Annotated in this window: 15 protein-coding genes and 1 pseudogene; 15 read left to right on the top strand and 1 reads right to left on the bottom strand. The window is 47.2% G+C overall.

The window, feature by feature from the left end; genetic code table 11:
* Positions 1 to 3: 3 nt before the first annotated feature.
* From leuD to gyrA, 15 genes and pseudogenes are all read left to right on the top strand, one after another.
* The gene (leuD, locus tag RQP50_RS07835; protein WP_065291634.1) at positions 4 to 615 is read left to right on the top strand and encodes a 3-isopropylmalate dehydratase small subunit; all 612 of its coding nucleotides are present in this window, start codon (positions 4 to 6) and stop codon (positions 613 to 615) included.
* A 60-nt stretch (positions 616 to 675) separates the two neighbouring features.
* Positions 676 to 1,119 (top strand): annotated as a pseudogene (locus RQP50_RS07840) (methyltransferase domain-containing protein); the annotation flags it as partial.
* 306 nt (positions 1,120 to 1,425) lie between these two features.
* Entirely contained in the window at positions 1,426 to 2,925 is a 1,500-nt protein-coding gene (locus RQP50_RS07845; protein WP_315744450.1) for an N-acetylmuramoyl-L-alanine amidase family protein, read from the top strand.
* Between the two features lie 66 nt (positions 2,926 to 2,991).
* Positions 2,992 to 3,618, top strand: coding sequence for a GerMN domain-containing protein (locus RQP50_RS07850; protein WP_315744452.1), 627 nt, complete (start codon positions 2,992 to 2,994; stop codon positions 3,616 to 3,618).
* A gap of 129 nt (positions 3,619 to 3,747) precedes the next feature.
* Positions 3,748 to 6,522 carry an S-layer homology domain-containing protein gene (locus tag RQP50_RS07855; RefSeq protein ID WP_315744454.1) on the top strand — a complete coding sequence of 925 codons (2,775 nt, stop codon included), beginning with the start codon at positions 3,748 to 3,750 and terminating at the stop codon, positions 6,520 to 6,522.
* Positions 6,523 to 6,625: 103 nt separating this feature from the next.
* Positions 6,626 to 7,321: an endonuclease III gene (gene nth / locus RQP50_RS07860; RefSeq protein WP_021254622.1), complete on the top strand. Its 696-nt coding sequence runs from the start codon at positions 6,626 to 6,628 to the stop codon at positions 7,319 to 7,321.
* The gene (locus tag RQP50_RS07865; RefSeq protein WP_021259144.1) at positions 7,321 to 7,593 is read left to right on the top strand and encodes a hypothetical protein; all 273 of its coding nucleotides are present in this window, start codon (positions 7,321 to 7,323) and stop codon (positions 7,591 to 7,593) included. Before nth ends, RQP50_RS07865 begins: the two co-directional genes overlap by 1 nt.
* 105 nt (positions 7,594 to 7,698) lie before the next feature.
* The gene (locus RQP50_RS07870) at positions 7,699 to 11,613 is read left to right on the top strand and encodes a dynamin family protein (protein WP_315744457.1); all 3,915 of its coding nucleotides are present in this window, start codon (positions 7,699 to 7,701) and stop codon (positions 11,611 to 11,613) included.
* A gap of 286 nt (positions 11,614 to 11,899) precedes the next feature.
* Positions 11,900 to 13,696: an ABC transporter ATP-binding protein gene (locus RQP50_RS07875; RefSeq protein ID WP_072728013.1), complete on the top strand. Its 1,797-nt coding sequence runs from the start codon at positions 11,900 to 11,902 to the stop codon at positions 13,694 to 13,696.
* Entirely contained in the window at positions 13,693 to 15,573 is a 1,881-nt protein-coding gene (locus tag RQP50_RS07880) for an ABC transporter ATP-binding protein (protein ID WP_072728015.1), read from the top strand. Before RQP50_RS07875 ends, RQP50_RS07880 begins: the two co-directional genes overlap by 4 nt.
* 218 nt (positions 15,574 to 15,791) lie before the next feature.
* Positions 15,792 to 16,613 (top strand): GDSL-type esterase/lipase family protein, encoded by an 822-nt coding sequence (locus RQP50_RS07885; RefSeq protein ID WP_072728017.1) that lies wholly within the window; start codon positions 15,792 to 15,794, stop codon positions 16,611 to 16,613.
* Between the two features lie 39 nt (positions 16,614 to 16,652).
* Positions 16,653 to 17,618, top strand: coding sequence for an ABC transporter ATP-binding protein (locus RQP50_RS07890; RefSeq protein WP_174809285.1), 966 nt, complete (start codon positions 16,653 to 16,655; stop codon positions 17,616 to 17,618).
* Positions 17,611 to 18,600, top strand: a complete 990-nt coding sequence (locus RQP50_RS07895; RefSeq protein ID WP_021254615.1) for an ABC transporter permease — start codon at positions 17,611 to 17,613, stop codon at positions 18,598 to 18,600. The genes RQP50_RS07890 and RQP50_RS07895 overlap by 8 nt, the downstream gene beginning before the upstream one ends.
* A 233-nt stretch (positions 18,601 to 18,833) precedes the next feature.
* The gene (gene parE, locus RQP50_RS07900; RefSeq protein WP_065291624.1) at positions 18,834 to 20,825 is read left to right on the top strand and encodes a DNA topoisomerase IV subunit B; all 1,992 of its coding nucleotides are present in this window, start codon (positions 18,834 to 18,836) and stop codon (positions 20,823 to 20,825) included.
* Between the two features lie 15 nt (positions 20,826 to 20,840).
* Positions 20,841 to 23,288: a DNA gyrase subunit A gene (gyrA, locus tag RQP50_RS07905; protein WP_072728022.1), complete on the top strand. Its 2,448-nt coding sequence runs from the start codon at positions 20,841 to 20,843 to the stop codon at positions 23,286 to 23,288.
* On the opposite strand, the gene RQP50_RS07910 is transcribed toward gyrA, so the two are convergent.
* On the bottom strand, positions 23,285 to 23,452 hold the full coding sequence (locus RQP50_RS07910; protein ID WP_021254612.1) for a hypothetical protein: 168 nt from the start codon (positions 23,450 to 23,452) through the stop codon (positions 23,285 to 23,287). The two genes, gyrA and RQP50_RS07910, sit on opposite strands and share 4 nt — an antisense overlap.
* Positions 23,453 to 23,549: the final 97 nt, after the last annotated feature.

Consider the following 23,549-nt stretch of genomic DNA (forward strand, 5'->3'; position numbering starts at 1 on the left):
ATCATGCAACCATTTACATCATTGAACGGTCTTGTTGCCCCAGTTGATCGGGTCAACGTGGATACAGATGCAATCATTCCCAAGCAATTTTTGAAGCGTATTGAACGGAGCGGATTCGGCCAGTTCTTGTTCTACGAGTGGAGATTCGACGAGGCGGGCAACGTTATTCCTTCCTTCACCTTAAACCAGCCGCAATATGAAGGAGCTTCCGTATTACTGTCCCGTGCGAATTTCGGTTGCGGTTCTTCACGTGAGCATGCACCATGGGCGATTCTTGATTATGGCTTCCGCTGTGTTATTGCTCCATCATTCGCAGATATTTTCTACAATAACTGCTTCAAGAATGGTATTCTTCCTATTAAGCTGTCAGAAGAGCAAGTTGATGAACTATTCCGTCGTGCAGCGGAGAAGGACGGCTATCGTCTGGACGTGAATTTGGAAGAGAAGACAATTACGGATGAGTACGGATTGAACTACACTTTCGATCTGGATGAGCACCGTCGCCAATTTTTGCTGCAAGGTCTCGATGATATCGGATTGACGCTGAAGCATGAAGATGCAATTACTGCATACGAAGCTGCGAATGCGGGGCGTGTCGCTTACCCAGTCGTATAAGCACCGTTGACAATAGAAGGTATTACAATCCCTGGATTCGCTTCGGCGTTCCAGGGATTTGAAGACATTCAGTTTGCTGATGAGCAATTTGATGTGGTGATTAGTTCGCTAGCCTTTCATTGTATTGAGTCGTTCGATACGATTTGTGACAAAGTCTATCACAGCTTAAAACCAGGGGGCGTGTTTCTGTTCTCGGTGGAGCATCCGATCTTCACTTCGCGCAATGAACAAGATTGGGTGTACGATGAGCAAGGGAATATCCTCCATTGGGCAGTGGATGGCTATCAGGATGAAGGGAAGCGTGAAACGGCCTTCTTAACGGAGGATGTCGTTAAGTATCATCGAACGTTTGCTACGTATATGAGTAACTTGATTGATGCGGGATTTACGATACATGCAGTGAAGGAGCCGACTCCATCTGAGAAAATGCTGCGAGAAATACCCGGGATGACTGATGAACTGCGCAGACCCATGTTCTTAATTATTTCTGCTACTAGAAGTTGATATTTTTAGAGAGGGTAGACCATTTTCTATTTGCACTTTTTGTATGATCAGGTGCGAAATAGAGAACGGTCTTTTTGTTGTTGTTACATATCCTGTCAATATTTATGTTCAAATGCGCAATTTTTGTCTTGCCATGTGGGAGTAGGTGATTTACAGTGAAAACAAGGGATATTTTAGCAGGTTTATTTTAGCCAAAAAATGTAGAAACTACGCAACTTTTGTACTTTTTATACGTCTAATAATACGTCCGTTCTTAATAGACAAATAGAATAGTGCGGAACATGACGAAAGGATGTAGAGGTGAAGATGCAGAAAAAACAAAAATTTGCGGTTGGATTGCTATTAATGCTGTTGTGTTTAGTGTTTCCTACGCTGGGACAAGCTGCACCTAATACGAGCTTGTACTTGAATGGAAATTCTTTGGCGATGCCAGAGAACATTTTGATGCTGAACAATTCGGTCATGGTCCCGATTCGCGTCGTTTCTGAAGAGTTGGGTTATAAGGTTGATTGGAATCAGAAGGCGAAGACGGTAGCTATAAATGATAATAGCAGAAGCATGAATCTCACCGTCAATCAGAAGACGGCGACAGTTGACAACAAGAGTGTTACACTTGTTGCACCACCGGTTATTAAAGGCGAAACTACACTAGTCCCACTTCGTTTTATCGGGGAGAATATGGGGTTGAAAGTGGATTGGGACAACTCAACCAAATCCGTGTACATGTTCACTTCCGACGAAGTAACGCCCCCAACACCTGATAAAGGCAATGAGGACAAGCCGACAAAGCCGGACAACGGCAATGGAGATAATGGCAGTAATGGTGGAGACCAAGCAAAGCCAGATAACAATACTTCAGTCGTTACGAACTTTTCTTTTGACAATAATCAATTACATATTGCTTTAGATCGTAATGTAAGACCGAGCATTATGACGATGGACAGCCCTAACCGGGTAGTTATTGATTTGCCGAATGCAGTGTTCTCGGACGAGTTCTATGAAAAATATAGTTTCAATAAAGATGGACAAGGGGAATATGTAGTATCAGATTACCCAGATGTTCAGCGCATTCGCTTTGCAATGTTCAGCGATAAGCCGAATACAGCGCGCTTCGTTATTGATTTGAACTACCCGTTGAATGGTGAAGTCACACTGAATGATCAAGGTTTGACGACCATTTCGCTGAATCAAAAGAGTGGAAATGACGATGGGAACGGCAATGGCGGAACAACGAAACCACCTGTAACGCCAAACAAACCAAATGGTACTTATACCGTTGTGATTGATGCAGGCCATGGAGGCAAGGACTCCGGTGCGCTTAGCTTGACGAAGAAGACGGAAAAGGACTTTACTTTGTCACTTTCCTTGAAAGTCGGAGAACTGCTTCGTAAAGAAGATAAGATCAATCTTGTTATGACGCGCGAAGACGACTCATTCCCTGAATTATCGGATCGTTCATCGCTTGCGAACAAAATTGGTGCGGATATATTCGTATCGATACATGGAAACAGCGCGAAAAATAGCCCTTCCGTAACAGGTACGGAGACGTTCTATTATCACAAGAGCAGCGAAGCATTTGCCAAGACGTTGCACAAAAATTTATTGAATGGAACGCAATTGAAGGATCGGGGTATCAAATTTGGAGATCTCCATGTCGTTCGGGAAACGAAGATGCCGTCGGCTCTGCTCGAAATAGGCTTTTTGACGAGCACGAATGACGAACCAAAAATGTATGACGACCAGTTCCAATGGCGCGTTGCGGAGAACATTGTCAAAGGGATTAAAGAATATGTGGGCGTATCCTGATTCCATAAAAAATGCAACCTTTGACGATCTGTTGCGTTATGAACGATGTAAAGGAGGTCGTGCTTCATGAAGACACGAAAATGGTGGGCACTTGCTGCCGCAGTTCTATCCATTACAATTATAAGTGCGTGCGGTGCTAAACCGACAACAAATGGAGCTACTCAATCTGAGCAGCCAACAGCTGAACAACCTACGACGGAGCAGCCGACAACAGAGCAGCCGAACGAGGAAAAGCCGTCAGACGAGACAACGAAGCCTGAGCAGCCAACAACTGACAAAGGTCAAGGAACGAAGTCTGACAAGCAAGAAAAGTCGCTTGACGTATTTGTCTCTGATGATCAGCTGATGGAATTGAAGTCGTATAAGAAGATGATCCAGTTCTCTAATGATGACGAGAAATATGAAGCTGCACTTTCAGCGTTGAAGACATCTGACAATGATAAAGATATTCCGTTGTGGGAAAAGATCGACTTCAAATCTGTGAAAATGGATAAGGGAACGCTAGTCATTGACATTCATATTCCGGAAGAGGGTCATCTTGGAGCAGGCGGAGAGGCTTTTGCATTGGATGCTCTTACTAAAACGCTGTTCCAATTCGATGAAGTAAAGGCAATTGATATTCTGGTAGATGGAAAGTCAGATGAAAGCTTGATGGGCCATGTTACGTTGAAACATCCAATCAAGCGTCCATAGAGATCTGCACGAATCATGTAATTGAACAAAATAATACCAACAATTATTCAAGAACAGGGGCAGGAATTGCCCCTGTTCTTGTCGAAAAAGAACATCTCACGAAGAAATATATGTGGAAGGGGATGCATCATGCAAATAAATTCTAAACCGTGTGTGCGCAAAGCGCGAGCATTAACAAGTGCATTATTGGCCGTATCCATGATGCTGACGTCTATGCAATTCGCGATGGCAGCTGAATCAAATACCGCTACAAAGACAAATCAAGTTACATCAACTTCGAGTACAAGTCCGATATTCAGCGATGTTAAGCTTGGTTATTGGGCAGAGAAACATATACATAAGCTTGCAGCATTGGATATTTTAAAGGGGAATAACGGCAAGTTCCGTCCTGGTGACGATGTAACGCAGCAGGAAGCCATCACAATGGCAATTCGTTATATGGGACTAGAGGGTGAATTGAATGCTGCAGATTCCGTAGCACTACCTGCTGATTTTAAGGTCGGGAATTTCTTCAAGCCGTATATTGTTCTGGCATTCCAAAAAGGGCTGTTGGAAAAAGAAGAAGAAATGGCGAAGCCGGATCCGAAGCAAGCATGGGGCGATCAAAAGGCAACCCGTGAATGGGTGACGAAAATTTTGGTTCGTGCTGTAGGAAAACAAGCAGATGCAGAGCGTGCAAAGAACAAGAAGACGACATTTGCCGATAATAGCAAGATTAGCGCGTCTGCATTAGGATATGTCAACACTGCTGTTGATCTGGAATTGACTACGGGAATGAGCGGCAACAAATTCGAGCCGCAAGGCAAAGTAACGCGCGCGCAGCTTGCAACATTCTTCAGTCGCGGAGAAAAAGTATCTAAGGTAAAGCACGCATTCGAATCATTCGGTTATGTGATGAGCCTAACGGATCAAGAGATTCGCTTGTATACGGAAGAGGGCAAGACAGCAACCTTCCGCCGCGATAAAAACACGATGTACTACAAAAATGACAGCGAGCAGGCGATCAATGCCTCCGATATTGGCCTATACATGAAAATCCGTGTCGCTGGACAATCGGGAAGCGCGGCATATGTTGAATTATTAGACGCTGAACCGAAGGTGGAAACTTCAACGGTTAAGCTGAGGTATGTTGCGCCTTCAGAGAAGAAGCTGTATTTCACGAAGGATGGCACTGATGCATTGTCTGATATTGTGTACGACAACAGCGCGACTGTATTCAAGGATGCCAGCGGCAACACGATCGATCCTTCTAAGCTGATGGCGGACAGTGAGCTTGTCATCAAGCGTGAAACGTTTACGAATGAACGCAAAATTATTGAGGTTCAAGTAAAGTCTGGGCCTGTCAACAAATCGGCCAAAGGTACTATTACTTCTATTGATGTGAGAAACCGTTCCGTGACGATCAAGAACGAACAAGGTGAGAGTGAAACCTACACGGTTTTGGAGGGAGCGTACGTTCGGTATAAGGATCAATTGTTATCCGGTCTAAGCAGTATCAAGGAAAATGACAGCGTCAATTATACGGTGAAAAATAGCGTCGTAACGGAAATCGAATTGACAAATGCCCAACAAGTTACGATTTCTGGTACGCTGTACGAAAAAGGTGCGACGAAAACGAGCATCACGATCCGAAAAGAAAACAATGAACTCGTAGCGAAGCTGCTTGCTCGTGATGTAAAGATTGAAATTGATGGAATGAACAATCCTACGTTCGACGATATTGTCGCAGGAGAATACGGAGATCGCGTCGAGCTGGCCATGAACAACGAGGATCAGGTTGCCAACATCAAAGTAATGAACCGCAAGGCGGAAATGATAATTGGAGCTACAGTTGTAGATTTTGATAAAACGAACAAACTGTTAATGGTAACTGACGAGCGCAAAGAACCTCACGTCTTTAAGCTCACATATGAGACTCGCTATGAGAATAACGGCTCCAAGGTTGGACTTGAGGATATCGCAAATCAGCTTAAGGATGGCAAACGCAAGGTGAATGTGCAACATACGGCCAAAAACGCGCTTCTGGTGCAGCTCGTCAACAAATTCGAAGGAACATTCGTCTATGCAAGCTCTACCGCGAAGACAGTGACGATGAAGCTTGCGAACGGACAAACGGTAACACTGCCTTATAAGGGGACTGAGCTAAGCGTAGAAAAGTATGGGAAAAACAATGTGACCTTGAATGATGTGAATAATGGTGATACAATAGTTGCCTACTTCACGGATGATCAATCCACACTATCGTCTCTCGCTGTTCGGCAAACGCTACAATTCGATATCGCGTATCGGGATGCGTCGGGGTATCGCCTTCGTCTGCGCTCGAGCGACTCGAAGGTTGAGGACTTTTATGTGGGAAATGCCAAGATCTATGATCTGAATAATAAAGAGATCAAGATTGCAGACTTGAAGGATAATGACTATGTCAACGTTGTAATGGACGGACGTTCTATCGTGGAAGTGCGTCAAGTTCAAGTTACTTATGGCCGAGTAGAGTCTGTGGATACAAACAACGGCACGATTCGAGTACGCGACAATGCTGGCTCCTTATCTGTGCACCAAGTAGGCAAGAACGCGCAAATTCAGGTTGATAATTCTTCTTCTAATTCGAATTTGAGCGCTTTGAAAGAAGGAGACCGCGTAGAGGTGCGCAAGGACACAAGCGATCTTTCAGCTGTGAAGCTGGTCAGCGGAATGAAGCGCAGCTTCTGGCGCTATAATTCAAATACAAATGAATTGTATGTAAAGCGCACGATGGCTGAAAACAATTATATATTCAAAGTTCATCCGAATGCATCTATTCATTCGAAGGGCGAGAAAATCAGCCTGTCTTCCATCAAAGAAGATACCGATATTATGTTGTATATCATTAAGGATCAGGTTGTTGAAATCGAGAAAGTGTCTTAAACTACGATTAGGTTCACTTCGAACCGTCTCACCTTAGCGGGTGAGACGGTTTTTAGATGTGAATAGTCAAGCAGAATGGATAGAAAGGTGAGGTGACTTCCAGATGGCAACAAGTGCCCGCGTCCGACATATTCTCGATACGATTGGTCAAATGTACCCTGACGCGCATTGCGAGTTGACTCACGCCAATCCGTTCGAATTGACAATTGCAGTCCTGTTGTCAGCGCAGTGCACGGACGAGACGGTGAACAAAGTAACAGCTACGCTGTTCCAGAAATATAAAACACCGGAAGACTATCTAGCAGTTCCGCTTGAAGAGCTGGAGTCAGATATTCGGCGCATTGGCTTATTCCGCAACAAGGCCAAAAATATTCAAAAACTATGCCGCATGCTCATAGATAAATATGAGGGTGAAGTACCAAGGGAGCATGCTCAGCTAACAGAGCTTCCAGGTGTCGGCAGAAAGACGGCCAATGTGGTCGTATCCAACGCCTTCGGTGTTCCTGCAATGGCAGTGGACACACATGTCGAGCGCGTCTCCAAGCGCTTGCGACTTGCCAACGAAGACGATAGTGTGTTGGAAGTGGAGAAAAAGCTGATGCGTAAAATTCCCCGTGAGGAATGGACAGATACGCATCACCGGTTAATCTTTTTTGGACGTTATCATTGCAAAGCGCAATCCCCCAAATGTGACATTTGTCCGCTGTTAGATAGCTGTCGAGAGGGTAAAATACGTATGAAAGCGACCAAACCTAGAAAGACTGGAAACTATAAGAACGTGGATGGGAGTCGGTCGTGATGAAATGTATTTCGGTATACACGAATGATTTTGAACAATTCTCTAATATTTATGAAAAGATTATGCAAACACCTCTGCAAGAGGATGAAGAACGTGAGATTGACGGCGTTACGGTATATGCAGCTGGACAAGTTCCAGATCAGTATGTAGAACGTATGCGTCAAAAACGTGATGTTGTCGTAATGCGCGTGAAAGATTCAGGCATTACTATTTTACAGCGCGGAGAACAATTCGAAATCATTCTCCCCGAACAGCAAAATATGGTACACTAGAAACCGAGTATAAGGCAAAAAGAGGAAGCCGATTACTCGGTTTTTTCTATGCGCAAAAACGACAATTCGTGTTCCGTTAGGATAAAAGCGGTGAGGGAGACGTGAATGGAGAAGATGAATGCGAGGTTGCACACTAATTCGGCCATTGTGGAAAGAGATAGCGATGAACTCGGAAAATGGCTGAAGCATACAGCGGATCAGATGCGGCATAGGGGAGATGTGCAGCACGCCGAGAAAATGATTGAGCTTGCGAAGAAGTGGCAAGAAGCGATTGTGATGGTCACGTTTTGTGGACACTTTTCGGCAGGCAAATCAAGTGTAATTAATGCATTATGCGGCAAGCAGCTGCTTCCGTCGAGTCCGATTCCAACGAGTGCGAACGTGGTTACGCTCCGCTACGGAGAGCGTCAGGCGCGGGTTCTACGCAGATCTGAACAAGATGGAACGGTTCTTGAAGAGCCTGTGCAATTCGAGCAGCTGGATGATGTGTGCCGTGATGGTGCTGGTATAGAACGTGTCGTTCTCTTTGATGAAATTGATTGGATGAAGCAAGGCGTTGCTCTGCTGGATACACCCGGAGTAGATTCTACAGATGCGGCACATCGAGCAGCTACGGAGGAAGCCATGCATCTGGCTGACATTGTGTTCTATGTGACGGACTATAATCACGTCCAGTCGGAGACGAACTTCGCATTCGCGAAGGAGGTTGCAGATGCAGGTAAGCCGCTTATCTGGATTGTGAATCAAATCGACAAGCACAGGGAGCAGGAGCTTACCTTCGAATCGTATCAGAGCGATGTCCGAAGTGCACTTGATGCATGGCAGTTGAAGCCCGAAGGCGTATTCTACATCTCTGTAAGGCAGCCAGAACATCCATTGAATGAATGGAATGCATTAGAAGCCTATGTTCGTCAGACGGCGAGAGAACGGCTGCCGCTCGTTCGATATGGTATCTTACGTGCGGCACGTGAGCTCGTGTCTGCCCATGCAAAGGTTTTAAAGGAGCCGTTTGTAAGTAAACGTGAACAGCTAGTGGAACGTATAGGCGACGAAGCCTCTTTGGCTACTTGGAAGGAACAGCTGCATCTAACGGAACAGCGCATTGCAGAGCTTACAGCTCAGGAGCAGGAAGTAAATGCATCGTTCCAGAAGCAAGTGCAACAGCTGCTTAGTAATGCGAATGTTACGCCTGCAGTAATGCGTGAACAGGCGCAGCGATATTTAGAATCCCGCAAGCCTGGCTTCAAGGTCGGTTTCTTATTCTCCAGTGCGAAGACAGACAATGAACGCACGCAACGACTGCAGTCCTTCACATCCATCTGGAAGGAAGGGTTGCGGGCAAATGTTGAGGTTCATCTCATCCAAATGATTCGCTCGCTGGCTGAAGAGGTAGGAGCAAACGAGCAGGAAGCATCGGCTGCGATGGAGCAAGCCATGCCTGATCTAGGTGATTCCTGGCTTGCTGATTCGGTGTCAGAGGGAGCGAGCGGTTCACCTGAGTATACCTTGAATTATTGCAGATCAATAGCTGATGAAGCACGCGCGATGCTGCGTAGAGCCGCTTTGACAGTGGCAGAGCCATTACTAGAGATCAAGCTCCGTCAATATCGTGAAGAGCTTACGCGGGCAGAATCTAAGCTTGCTTCCATGAGCGAGCTCTCCCTCGAATTCTCGGAAGTGGAGAATCGACTACAAGCTACTACAGGGATCGAATCGGAATTGGTTCAAGCCATACAATTATGGCTGCCTGCTGATAAGCTGGAATGTGGCTGGATGGGTCTTCTTCCCGATATTCACAGCTTGAAGCAGGAAGCAAACAGCAAGGAGAAGGTAGTAGACCAGCAGCATGCTGCAGAGGCCAGGAACCAGGAACGCGTTCACAATGCTCCGGCCGGTAGTGGCATAATTGATCACGTACAGCAGAGACGTTCAGATAAGCAGGCAATCGTTGAATCATGGTTGGAGTTGTCTACAGAGGCTGATGGGCTCGGGACAAGCGGCAATCTGGATAGACATGCCCAAGATCAATCTTTTGTAAAAGACTCTGAGCGCAATCTTACTGATCATGGGTCAGCACCTGGTGGAACAGAACAGCGATCAGAGGCTGCTGCTCCTAGCCATGTTCGGGGCAAGCTGGTCCATACAGCTCAGAAGCTGGAGCAAGCAGCAGGCGTGCTTGAACGGCTGGAATCGATGCAGATGCTCGCAGCAGAGATGCGGGAGAAGGCGAAGCGGCTTGACGAGAATCGCTTTACGGTTGCCTTGTTCGGTGCGTTCAGTGCAGGCAAATCATCGTTCGCGAACGCCCTTATCGGGCAAGATGCACTGCCAGTATCACCCAACCCGACAACAGCCGCAATTAATACGATCGAGGCAGCGACAGATGAGCATCCGCATGGCACGGCTCGCGTAACAATGAAGCTCGAAGCAAAGCTGCTTGATGACCTTCGCTATGCGCTAGAGACCTTGGGCGAGCCTAATGCATCCACCATGGATATGGATGAAGTGCTCCATTCGCTTGCGCGAATTCGTCCAGAGACAATTCATCCGTCTGGGCGGCCATATTATCGATTCATTCAGGCTGTGGATCGTGGGATAGATGAGGCTCGAGGCCTATTAGGTCAGGAGCTAATGGTTGATGAGGCACAGTATCGCTTATTTGTGAGTGATGAATCAAGATCAGCGTTCGTAGAGCGCATTGATTTGTTCATAGACAGTGAGCTTACGAGACAAGGCTTCGTATTCGTAGATACTCCGGGTGCGGATTCCATTAACGCAAGGCACACGGGCGTTGCATTTGAATACATGAAGCAGGCGGATATTATATTGTTCGTGACGTATTATAACCATGCCTTCTCCCAAGCTGATCGACAATTCCTTACGCAGCTGGGTCGGGTGAAGGATGCCTTTGAGCTTGATAAAATGTTCTTTGTGGTCAATGCATCTGACCTTGCTGCCTCACCTGATGAGCTGTCAAGTGTACTGGATTATGTGGAGGATCGTCTGCGCGAATTCGGTGTGCGCAGTCCGCGGCTATTTCCGATTTCGAGCTTGCAGGCATTGGAGGGCAAGCAGCAAGCGCAGAAGGACAAGATTAGAACGTCGGGTATTGGTGAGTTTGAGCAGTCATTCCTAGAGTTTGCAGGCAATGAGCTGACTCAGCTCAGTATTCATTCGGCTCACAATAGTCTGGATAGGGCAGCAAGACAGCTGAAGGCGATGTGGGATGCCTCACATGCCGATGCAGCAGAGCGTGAACGGGAAGTCATTCGTTATCAAGCATTGGCCGAACAAGCGCGTCGCAGCTGCACGGAGTGGCTGGAGCGAGATGAATCAAGCCTATTCCAGCAGGAAGCAGATGAATTGCTCTACCATGTGGGTCAACGATTGCAATTCCGCTTCGGTGATATGTTCTCTCACGCCTTCAATCCGGCTTCCCTGCGCAGAGATGATCGGGATATAGATAGTGCGCTGCAGCGCTGTTATGTGGAATGGATTCGCCTATTTAGCAAAGAGCTTGCGAATGAACTGTATGCGACCTCATTGCGGATGGAGCAAGGGGCCAAGAAGATGGTGATGAGCTATCACAATCGTCTGCAGCAAGCCATAACGGAGCAGCTGCCCGGATACTCACCGGCTGATGTGGATATGGGGGCTTGGCCAACGCCAGAGGTATCAGGTGAGCTGGACTTGCCGAATGTAACAACGCGGTGGATTCGTGGTTATTTCCGCAATAGTAAGGCCTTTTTCGAAGGCAGCGGTCGCAGCGAACTTAGACAGGCGCTGGAGCTGCAGGCGATGCAGGCGGTTAAGCGGGTAACAGAAGCTCATCGGGAACAATTTATCGAACATATCCTCACTCACTATAATAAGGTCATTCAAAAGTCCTACAAGGAGCTGTCAGACGCATTGGATCTGTATATGGAAAGATTGAACAATGCGCTGCATGCAAAAGTGGATGAAGAATTGCTTCAAGCTGTGATTAGTGCTTTGGAAGAGGTTATTTCGACATATTCATAAAAGCATCCAAGTCAAGAGATGAATTCACGCGGAATCGATATCAAAACCGTATAAATTGCGTTCAAACGCTTACTGGGCATATGCTCGGTAAGCGTTCTTTGTTGAATAATGAACGACAAGTCAGTAAATCAGACGATTTAAAAGAAATGAATGGATATGTTACTGCAAAGCTCGGAAAAATCGGGCACAAACGGCATTATGATGAAATTGGCGTTTTGCTGTTGTGTTTTCATGATGATAAACTGCATTACATCTCACGAGAACGTAGAAAAGGGGAGGAGAAATCATGAACGTCTTCAAGCGGCTAAGCACTTTTTACTGGCCGAAAAAAGGCTACCTATTCGTATCTATACTTTGCTTGATGGCGGCAACAGCGCTCGGATTGGTGTATCCCAATATGCTGCGCATCTTGATTGACGACGTCATAGCAAAAGAACGATTCGATTGGGTGCCTTGGCTGTCATTGACGGTGGTCGTCGTTGTCAGCATCAAAGGCACCCTCACATTTTTACACGGCTATTTTGGCGGTCGTCTAGGCAACTATGTTGCCTACGAAATGAGAAATGCCTGCTATCGCAAGCTGCAATTCCTTTCATTCCGCTACTATGACAAGGCAAGAACAGGGGATTTGATGTCCCGCTTGACTGCAGATCTTGAAGGGATACGTAACTTTGTTGGGTTCGGCTTCGCACAAATTTTGAATATGGTGCTGATGGTTCTTTTTGGCGCTGGAATGATGTTCTCAATTGATTGGAAGTTAACGCTAACAACGCTTATCCCAATACCGCTGTTGATTCTAGTCGCGCTTCGGTTCGAATCTAAGATACATCCGGCCTTCCGCGAAATGCGCGTCGCCTTCAGCCGCCTGACAACGGCAGTACAGGAGAATATTACGGGCGTTCGTACAGTCAAATCTTTCGCGCGTGAAAGCCATGAAGTTGATAAATTCTCTATACGGTCTGAAGCGTATAAGGAAAATCAAATTCATGCTGCGACACTATGGGGACGATACTTCCCTGTGATGGAACTTCTTGCTTGCTGCTGTGTGGTCATGCTGCTTGCGCTTGGCGGAACGAAGGTCATTAACAAAGAGCTGTCGCTTGGTGAATTAGTTGCCTTCTTCAGTATGATCTGGTACATCATTGGCCCGATGTGGGGAATTGGCTTCCATATCAATAACTATACGCAATCGAAGGCATCTGGAGAGCGTGTGCTGGAACTGCTGGATACCCCAATTGACATTGCGAACAATGATCGTGCGGTTGTATTGAATGATGAAGAAGTTAAGGGACATGTTCAATTCAAAGATGTTACCTTCCGCTATGAAGGTGATGTAAACGCTCTTAGCCACATTACGCTAGACGCAACACCTGGGAAGGTGATTGGATTGCTTGGCGGTACAGGAGCGGGCAAGTCAACAATTATTCAACTGCTCATGCGCGCGTATGATGTGAAGTCAGGTAGCATTATGCTGGATGGTCATGATATTCGAGACTTGGATGTGAAGAGTCTCCGCAGTCAGATGGCTACCGTATTCCAAGAGACATTCCTGTTCTCATCTTCGATCTATAACAACATTGCTTACGGACGAGATGATGTGACCGAAGAAGAAGTGGTTCGAGCAGCGAAGCTTGCGCAAGCACACGACTTCATTATGGAGCTGCCGCTTGGCTATGATACGATTGTGGGCGAACGCGGTATGGGACTCTCAGGCGGTCAGAAGCAGCGGATTGCGATTGCCCGCGCGCTGCTGAAGGATCCGAAGATTTTGATTTTGGATGACGCAACAAGTGCCGTTGACATGGATACTGAACATGCGATTCAGGCTGGCTTCCAAGAGGTTATGCGTGGACGTACGGTATTTATAATCGCACACCGTATCTCGTCGCTGCGGCATGCAGATGAGATTCTGGTATTGGATCAAGGGAGCATCGCGCAGAGAGGTACTCATGAGCAATTGATTGAGGTGCCGGGTACCTATCAAGATGTATATCGTATTCAGTATGCTGATAAGTTTGAGTCAGAAGATCAGATGGATTCTACCACCGATGGAACGTCGAACAGAGAGCAGGTGAGAGTATGAGTGGAGCACGATTCACAGCAGCATCCACGGCGGCGAGCCCGGCGAATGAAGACGAGAACACAGCTGCGGAGAACGCAGAACGTAAGCGTTCCCGATTCGTCTATCAAGATGATGAAGCAATAGAAAAGCCGTTCAACTGGGCTCAGATGCGTCGCCTGCTGGTGTACATGAAGCCGTATAAACGCCAACTGCTGCCGGTATTGTTGGTAATGATGGTTCTGGGTACGCTTACGAAACTGGCAATCCCATTTCTCATCAGCTATGCCATTGACCATGCGATACAGCCCGCTGACGGAAACCCATCGCTGCATATGCTGTATATGATCGCGGGAACGGTGTTTGGACTTTATATTGTGCAGTGGGGCGCCAATGCGTTCCGCATCAAATTTATGAATGTGATTGGCCAGCGCATTATTCATGATTTGCGAGGGGATCTGTTCAAGCACATTCAGAAGCTGTCATTCCATTTCTATGACAAACGTCCAGCTGGTTCCGTGCTAGTGCGCGTGACGAACGACGTCAACTCCTTGCAGGAACTGTTCACGAACGGTGCTGTCAACACTCTAATTGATTGCATGCAGCTGGCAGGTATTATCATTATCCTCTTGTTCTTAAATGTTCAGCTTGCACTGGCAGTTATGATTACGGTTCCAATCATGTTCTTAGTGTCGACGAAGCTGCGGAAGAAGATCCGCTTCGCTTGGCAGGACGTCCGCATGAAGCAATCGCGGATTAATTCTCACTTGAACGAGGCGATCCAAGGCGTTCGTGTCACTCAAGCGTATACACAAGAAAAGCAGAACATGGAATTCTTCGATCATATGAACAATGTGAATAAGAAGTCTTGGGATCGCGCTTCTGCCATGAACCAATCGTTCGGCCCTGTTATCGAGATAACAAGTGCTGTAGGTGCATTTATTCTATTCATGTACGGTTCCTATTTGATTCAGAGCCATGTGATTACAGTTGGGGTACTATTCGCATTTGCTCAGTACATCGGGAACTTCTGGGAACCTATTAATCGCTTGGGGCAAATGTATTCGCAAATGCTAATTGCTATGGCTTCTTCGGAACGCATCTTTGAATTTATGGATGAACAGCCATCTATTGAGGATACAGCGAAATCAAAAGTGCTTCCACCAATCCATGGCGATGTGGAATTCGAGAACATAATGTTCGAATACGAGAAGGGACGTCCCGCGTTGAAAGGCATTTCATTATCAGCCAAGGCAGGCGAGTCCATCGCGTTAGTCGGACACACAGGTTCCGGTAAGAGCACGATTATCAATTTGTTGTGCCGATTTTACGATACGACAGAAGGCCGTGTCACTATTGACGGTCATGATATTAAGCAAGTTACAATTGAAAGTCTGAGGTCGCAGGTTGGTATTGTATTGCAAGATACCTTCATCTTCTCCGGGACGATACGAGATAATATTCGCTTCGGTCGACTCGATGCAACGGATGCGGAGGTAGAAGCGGCAGCACGGGCCGTGTATGCGCATGACTTCATTGCAAGTATGAAAGATGGCTATGACACTGAGGTCGAGGAACGCGGGAATGTGCTGTCCATGGGTCAGCGTCAACTTATCTCGTTCGCACGTGCCTTGCTTGCAAACCCTAGAATATTGATTCTTGATGAAGCGACTGCAAGTATTGATACCGAGACCGAATTGAAAATTCAAGAAGCATTGAAGACGTTGCTGCAGGGTAGAACCTCCTTCATTATTGCGCACAGGTTGTCTACGATTCGCAATTGTGACAATATCGTTGTGCTTGATCATGGGGTTATTCAGGAACAAGGTACGCATGATCAATTGATGAACCTGCGTGGTACTTATTACAATCTAGTAGCGGCTCAGTATAAGTACATGTAGTCGCACCGCGTGTAGCGATAGAGCGATTCTGCTGTTTGTAATTGCTTCTGTGTTTTGTACAATCGTATAGGAAATTGATGAAAGAGGCGGCCGAATTGATCGGTCGCCTCCCTTGTTGCCAGGGAACGTGGTAACAGATGACTCAGTTTGCAAATAGGAACCTGAACAGGTAATGTAAAGGGAGAACAGAGTTCAGGGATTGAGACAGGAGGACTAGGATGAGTCGTAAAACGGCATCGCGGCAATGGTTATGGATTGCTTCATGTGGCGTGGGATGTACGCTGCTCTTGCTCGTTGGCTTCGGACTTGGAATTGCGGATATTATCTATCCTGCTTCTGTTCCGTTTGCGGATGCGCCTGGGGTGAAGACTTCACCGACAACAGATACCGCCACTCACTCGGAGCAAGAGATACGGATCGCTGCTCTTGGGGATTCTTTGACAAGAGGTACTGGCGACGGGACGGGACAAGGATATGTACGACGTGTGTTGAGTACGCTTGAGAAGAGCAAGGAGAAGCCGGTTACGCTTCTGAACAATCTGGCAGTGAACGGGCTTCGTGCAGATCAGCTTGTGGAACGAATAGAGAAGGATAGTGCGGGTTATGTATTGAAGCAAGCGAATGTCATCCTACTAACGATTGGCGGCAATGACTTATTCCAAGGTGCTCAATCGGAACAGATGAGCGCCAAGGAAATGCAGCTCGATACACTCATAGCCAAGGTGGATGCTGGCATTGTCCACTTGAAACAGGTGCTGACTCAACTGCGTAAATGGAACCCGGATGCGCTTATCATCTATGTAGGACTGTATAATCCATTCTCGGATCTGCAGGCGATGCGTGAAATAGGAAATGCCGTCGTTCAGAAATGGAACGATTCAGCTTATGCGTTTATCAATAAGGACAAGAATATGATGATGGTTCCAACCTACGATTTGTTCCAGAGGAACAGCAGCAAATATTTATCTTCTGATCATTTTCATCCTAATGGAGACGGATATGATGCCATTGCGAAGCGGATTGTGCAGAGCATTCAATAATAGAAGGACACTAGAGGACGGCCAGGAGGTGGCTTAGTGATGGAGCATGCGAAGGAAGTTATATTATCAGTAGAACATGTGAAGAAGAAAATAGGCTCTAAGCTGATTATCAAGGATGTAACTTTCGAGGTTCGAGCAGGCGAAATTTTTGGCTTCCTCGGGCCGAATGGGTCTGGCAAGACAACGACTATTCGAATGCTGGTGGACTTGATTACTCCCACTTCAGGCCGGATTCAAGTATGTGGTCTGGATGTGAATCGAGATCCGGAGCGGGCCCTGCGGCATGTTGGCTGTATTGTAGAGAACCCGGAAATGTATAACTTTCTGACAGGATGGGAAAATTTAGAACATTTCGCGCGGATGGTAAGCGGCATTGGTCAAGAACGCATTCAAGAAGTTGTCGAGATCGTTGGGTTGTCGAATCGAATTCATGATAAAGTGAAGACCTATTCGTTAGGGATGAGACAACGGCTTGGGATCGCGCAAGCTTTGCTTGCTGAACCGAAGCTGCTCATTCTGGATGAACCCACGAATGGATTGGATCCACTCGGCATTAAGGAGCTGCGATCATTTATCCGTACGCTGGCTGACAGTGGTATGGCTGTGTTCGTCTCGAGTCACTTGTTAAGTGAAATTCAACTAATGTGTGATCGCGTTGCGATTATCAGCCATGGTGAAGTGCTTGCTGTAGATGATGTCGAACAGCTGCTTACGGGACGCAATCAGTTTGTAGTATGGCAGGCACAGCCTGCGGAGCGGGCTATGGAGCTGTTAGCAGAAAACGACGGGGTTACAATCTATAGCCGAGAGACAGCGCCGATTGACGAGTCCACCTTGATCGGGATACCTGACTACGCAATCGTAACGGAAACTGCACCGGACATCATTCCAGAACTGAATCGCAAGATGATGCATGCCGGCATCCAAATCGAAGGAATCCAGCATATTATGCCTACCCTAGAACAGCTATTTCTAGAATTAACGGAGGGTGAACGCATTGAGTAGCTTGCTGCCGCTTATCCACAATGAGACATTAAAAGTGTTGAAGAAAAAACGATTTTATGTCATCATGCTCATATTGATCGTGTTAATTCCTGTCTTCACATATGCGCAAATGAAGATGGCGGAAAATAGTAGGGAGAAGTTCAAAGAGGACTGGAGACTGGAGTTGCAGCAGCGCATCACCGATATTCAAAATTCGCTCGGAAGCGACCGAATACCCGAAGAGTGGAAGAAGTATCGGCTCATTATGCTGCAGCAGCTGCAATATTATTTGGACCATGATGTGAATCCGAGTGAGCCGAACGGGGTGACATTTACCCGTACTTTTATGGACAATGCAGTAACTCTGTTCATTCCGCTGCTTGTTATGGCGATTGCTTCGGACATCGTTTCATCGGAGCGGTCTACCGGCACGATCAAGATGCTGCTGACTAGGCCGGTTCGCAGGTGGAAGGTGTTAATGAGCAAATGGATTGTCCTGATGATGTTTACCGGAATCATTGTCGTGATGACAGCACTGCTTGCTTATTTGATTTCAGGGGCGGTCTTCGGGTATGGAGGCTGGTCTTTTCCGATATTTACCGGATTCTCGGTAGCGGGCACGAACGTGGATTTCAATGCCGTACATACGCTTCCCTCATGGCTGTACTTGCTTATGCAATGTGGCCTTATCTGGTTCTCCAGCATCGTAGTCGCAGCACTTGGGTTTATGATATCCGTGCTCGTCCGGAGCACAGCAGCAAGTATTGTAACCTTAATGGCAACCCTGATTGCAGGTACCATCTTGTATAATATGGCCTCTTCTTGGCCGACTGCCAAATATCTGTTCATGATTAACTTGAAATTGACGGACTATATGGCGGGTACACCGGCCCCTGTAGAAGGGATGAGCTTGCCGTTCTCGCTTGCTGTATTAAGTGTATGGGGCATTATTTCCCTATTCATTGCATTCCGTGTCTTTACGAAACAGGACATCTTGAATTAAAATATACAAGAATGCGAAACATCTGTTTGCATCCGGACGATATAAGTAATGGGGCATTTTGTTGTTCCTCTCGTCCGGCAGCGGCAGATTTTCTTTTGCCAACGAAGGTTGGAACGCTAATATGGTAGCATTTTATTTATGAAGTACGCATTTGGTATGAAGCACGTATTATGGTATGGAACGCGCATGATTATTGATTATGCACTACATGTATTTTTGAAGGAGGAGCATGAATGGTCGAGCAAGTCGATATGTTCGGACAGTCGCCTGAGAATGGGGGGGCATCTGGCAACCGCAATTCTGAGTATGGGGCTGACGACATTCAAGTGCTCGAAGGGCTTGTCGCGGTACGCAAACGGCCAGGGATGTATATTGGCAGTACAAGCTCCTCGGGGCTGCATCATCTGGTATGGGAAATCGTAGACAACGCTGTCGACGAGCATCTCGCCAAATTTTGCTCTCAGATTGATGTGACAATTCACAAGGACCAGTCGGTCACCGTTCGAGACAATGGACGAGGAATTCCGACAGGTATGCATAAGACAGGGGTACCGACCCCGCAGGTCGTCTATACGATCTTGCATGCGGGTGGTAAGTTCGGTGGTGCAGGCTATAAGAAATCTGGCGGTCTGCACGGCGTTGGCGCTTCAGTCACGAATGCGTTATCGGAATGGCTTGAGGTGGAGATTTGTCGAGACGGCAAGATTCATCGCATGCGCTTTGAGACATGGACGGATAAGAAAGGCAAAGAGCATGTCGGCGAACCGGTAACGGGGCTGGAGATTGTCGGTAATACGAATCGCACAGGCACGAAGGTAACGTTCAAGCCGGATGCGAAGGTATTCCATGGCAATATTCATTTGAATTATGACAATCTTGCTGAACGATTGCAGGAGATTGCATTTTTGAACTCTGGCTTACGGGTCACATTGAAAGATGAGCGGACAGGGAAGGAAGAAACTTTCCTTTATGAAGGCGGAGCAAGCGAGTTTGTACGCTTTTTAAATGAAGATAAAAACGTGCTGCATGAAGTGATTCATTTCACTGCTGAGAAGGATGATGTTGAGGTTGAGATTGCACTTCAATATAACGATGGGTATACGGAGACAATCGTATCGTTTGTAAACTCGATCCCAACTCGTGGCGGCGGTACGCATGAGACAGGCTTCAAGACAGCCTACACGCGTGTGATGAATGAATATGCGCGCAAGAACAGCTTGTTGAAGGAAAAGGATAAAAACCTAGACGGCAACGACCTACGGGAAGGCATGATGTCGGTCATTAATGTGAAGATGTCCGATGTGGAATTTGTCGGTCAGACGAAGGATCAGCTTGGTAGTGCCATGGCTAGGGGTGCTGTAGATACAATCGTAGCAGAGCATATGAGCATTTTCCTGGAGGAGAACCCACAAATTGCGCAGATGTTAGTCAAGAAGGCCATTCAGGCGTCAAGGGCGCGTGAAGCGGCACGTAAGGCGAGAGAGGATGTGCGCTCAGGTAAGAAGCGCAGCGAGAGCTCAAACCTTAACGGCAAGCTGACACCAGCGCAGTCTAAGGATTATACACGCAATGAGCTCTTTATCGTCGAAGGGGACTCGGCGGGCGGTTCTGCGAAGCAAGGGCGCGATTCCAAGACGCAGGCAATCCTGCCGCTGAAGGGAAAGCCGATGAACCCGGAGAAGGCCAAGCTGGCCGACATCTTGAAGAATGATGAATATCGGACAATTATCCATGCAATCGGAGCAGGGGTAGGCTCCGACTTCGATGCGGATGAGAGCAACTACGCGAAGATCATTATTATGACAGATGCCGATACTGACGGTGCGCATATTCAGGTGCTGCTGCTCACGTTCTTCTATCGTTATATGCGTCAGCTTATTGATAAGGGCAAGGTATATATTGCACAGCCTCCGCTCTATAAGATATCGCATAAGAAGGGCAAGCACTCGACGGTTCGCTATGCTTGGACGGACGAGCAGCTTGCCAGCTACGTGAAGCAGTTCGGACAAAGCGCTGAAATTCAACGCTATAAGGGTCTTGGCGAAATGAATCCCGATCAACTGTGGGAAACGACGATGGATCCGGAGACGAGAACACTGCTGCAGGTGCAGATCGATGACGCTGCCAAGGCAGAGCGCCGTGTGACGACATTAATGGGCGACAAGGTGGAGCCGCGTAAGCGCTGGATCGTAGAGAACGTTGACTTTGCGGAGTTCGAGGAATAGAAAGGTGAGAGACACATGAGCGTATCGGAACAATTCAAACCCGCGTTCTTGGAAGACGTGGTTGGCGACCGGTTCGGGCGCTATTCCAAATATATCATTCAAGATCGTGCGATACCCGATGTCAGGGACGGTCTCAAGCCGGTACAGCGACGCATCTTGTATGCAATGTATGAATCCGGCAACACACCGGAAAAGCCATACCGTAAGTCGGCCAAGACGGTCGGGGACGTCATGGGTAATTACCACCCGCACGGGGATTCTTCAATATATGACGGCATGGTGCGCATGGCGCAGCCATGGAAGATGGGGCATGTCCTGATTGACGGTCACGGCAACTGGGGGTCAATCGATGATGATCCAGCAGCTGCAATGCGTTATACAGAAGCCAGATTGTCCTCCATTGCTATGGAGCTGCTTCGGGATATTGAGAAAGACACCGTTCCGTTCCGTCCAAATTTTGATAATACGGAAGAAGAGCCTGTTGTACTGCCTTCGCGCTTCCCGAACTTGCTCGTAAATGGTGTTAGCGGGATTTCGTCCGGCTTTGCAACGGAAATTCCCACACATAATTTGCGGGAAGTGATTGAGGCATGCATCGCCATGATCGACAAGCCCGAGATTGATCTGGATGAGATTATTAACATTGTGCAAGGTCCGGATTTCCCTACAGGCGGAATCATCATGGGTGCGGAAGGCATTCGCGATGCATATCGTTCGGGTAAGGGCCGCATTTACATTCGCGCGAAGACGGATATTGAGGAGATGCGCGGAGGTCGTCAGCAGATCGTCGTTACCGAAATCCCGTATCAGGTCGTGAAGTCGCGTCTCGTTACCGCAATGGAGAACATCCGATTAGAGAAGAAAGTAGACGGTATTGCAGAGGTTCGTGATGAAAGTGGACGCGAAGGGATGCGTATCGTCGTTGAGCTGAAGAAGGACGCGGATGCGAACGGCATTTTGAACTATTTGTTCAAGAAGACCGACTTGCAAGTGACCTATAACTTCAACATGGTAGCGATCGTGAACAAGGCTCCGATGCAAATGGGTATTTTGCCTATGCTCCAAGCCTACATTGAACACCAGAAGGAAGTTGTCACGAATCGTACCCAATATGACTTGTCGAAGGCAGAAGACCGCGCACATGTGTTGGAGGGCTTGGTCAAGGCACTTGATATATTAGATGCGGTTATCGCGACTATCAAAGCTTCGAAGAATCGTCAGGATGCACAACATAACTTGATTGAACAATTTGGCTTCTCCGAACGTCAAGCTGATGCGATCTTGACATTGCAACTGTACCGCTTGACGAATCTGGAATTGACTTCATTGATGAAGGAATTAGAGGATATTCGCAAGAAGGTTGCCGACCTTCGTTCGATTCTGGAGAGCAGCAAGAAGCTGATGAAGGTAATTAAGAAGGAACTGACGGATATTCGTGATCGATATGGAATTGATCGCCGTTCAGTCGTGCAGGGGGAAGTCGAGGAAATCAAGGTGAACCTTGAGGTCATCGTAAATGCCGAGGATGTTCTCGTCACCTTGTCCAATGATGGATACATCAAGCGGACGAGTCAGCTATCCTTCACACGATCTGGCGGAGAATGGGATGCATCTGGTGTTAAGGAAGGCGACTACATCCGTCAAATTTATGAAGTGAACACCTTGGATCGCCTGCTTATCTTTACGCAGCGGGGACAATATTTCTCATTGCCTGTCCATATGATTCCAGAATTCAAGTGGAAGGACAATGGTACAGCCATCGTCAATGTGATTCCGATTGCGAAGGAAGACTCTATCGTAGCTGTTATTCCAGTCAAGTCATTCGCAGACGAGTTGAGTTCGCTCTTGTTCGTTACGCGTCGTGGCCAAGTAAAGCGTACGATGCTCAAGGAATACGAAACCAACCGTACAGGGGCAGTCGCTGCTTGTAAAGTAGCAGACCAAGATGCGTTGTTGGCTGTCATGCTCAGTGATGGGGCAGCAGATCTTCTTCTCGTGACCGAGCAAGGAATGTCTATCCGATTTACAGAAGCGGAAGTGAATCCGATGGGACGCGCAGCTGGTGGTGTTCGTGGAATGCAGCTTAAGGATGACGATGCAATCACAGCAGCTCTTCGGGTCACTGGTGAAGAGGGCGAGATTACTGTTCTAACGGATATTGGATGGGGCAAGCGTTCGTTGCTGCTGGATTACCCAACACAGGGACGCGGCGGTAAAGGAATGGCTACATTCGAGTTCAAAGAAGGGAAGCGAGTGAAGCCGAATGGGAAGAAGTTAATTGGCGCTTACTTCAGTAAAGAGTCGTATCCGATTACGATCATTACAGAACAGGGACGCTTGCATCAGCTTATTACTGAACATGCCCCTCTCATGGATAAGAGAGCGCAAGGCCGAAGCTTGGTTGCAATCGATAAGGAAGATAGTATTGTAAATACGATGATTATTACCCCACCATCCGTCTAATCGAATGGCTTGTGCGGTGGATTCAACACATCGTGCAGGGTATTGATAATCTCTAATAGGACCCACAATGGTACGGGCTCATCGAGTCGTTCTATCCATTGTGGGTCTTTTATGATCCCGATCTCCATTGCTTTGCGGAAAATACCGGATTTGTCCTGATCCATTGTGTCCCCTCCTCGCAGTTAAAGCATCAAATTAGTGAGAAGTTGGTGTGATAGATGCCTATACAACAGTATATGTGCTAGTTGATTGCTTGGTTCC

Origin of the sequence: Paenibacillus suaedae (assembly GCF_032337355.1) — a bacterium.
Lineage (GTDB): Bacteria > Bacillota > Bacilli > Paenibacillales > Paenibacillaceae > Paenibacillus_B > Paenibacillus_B suaedae.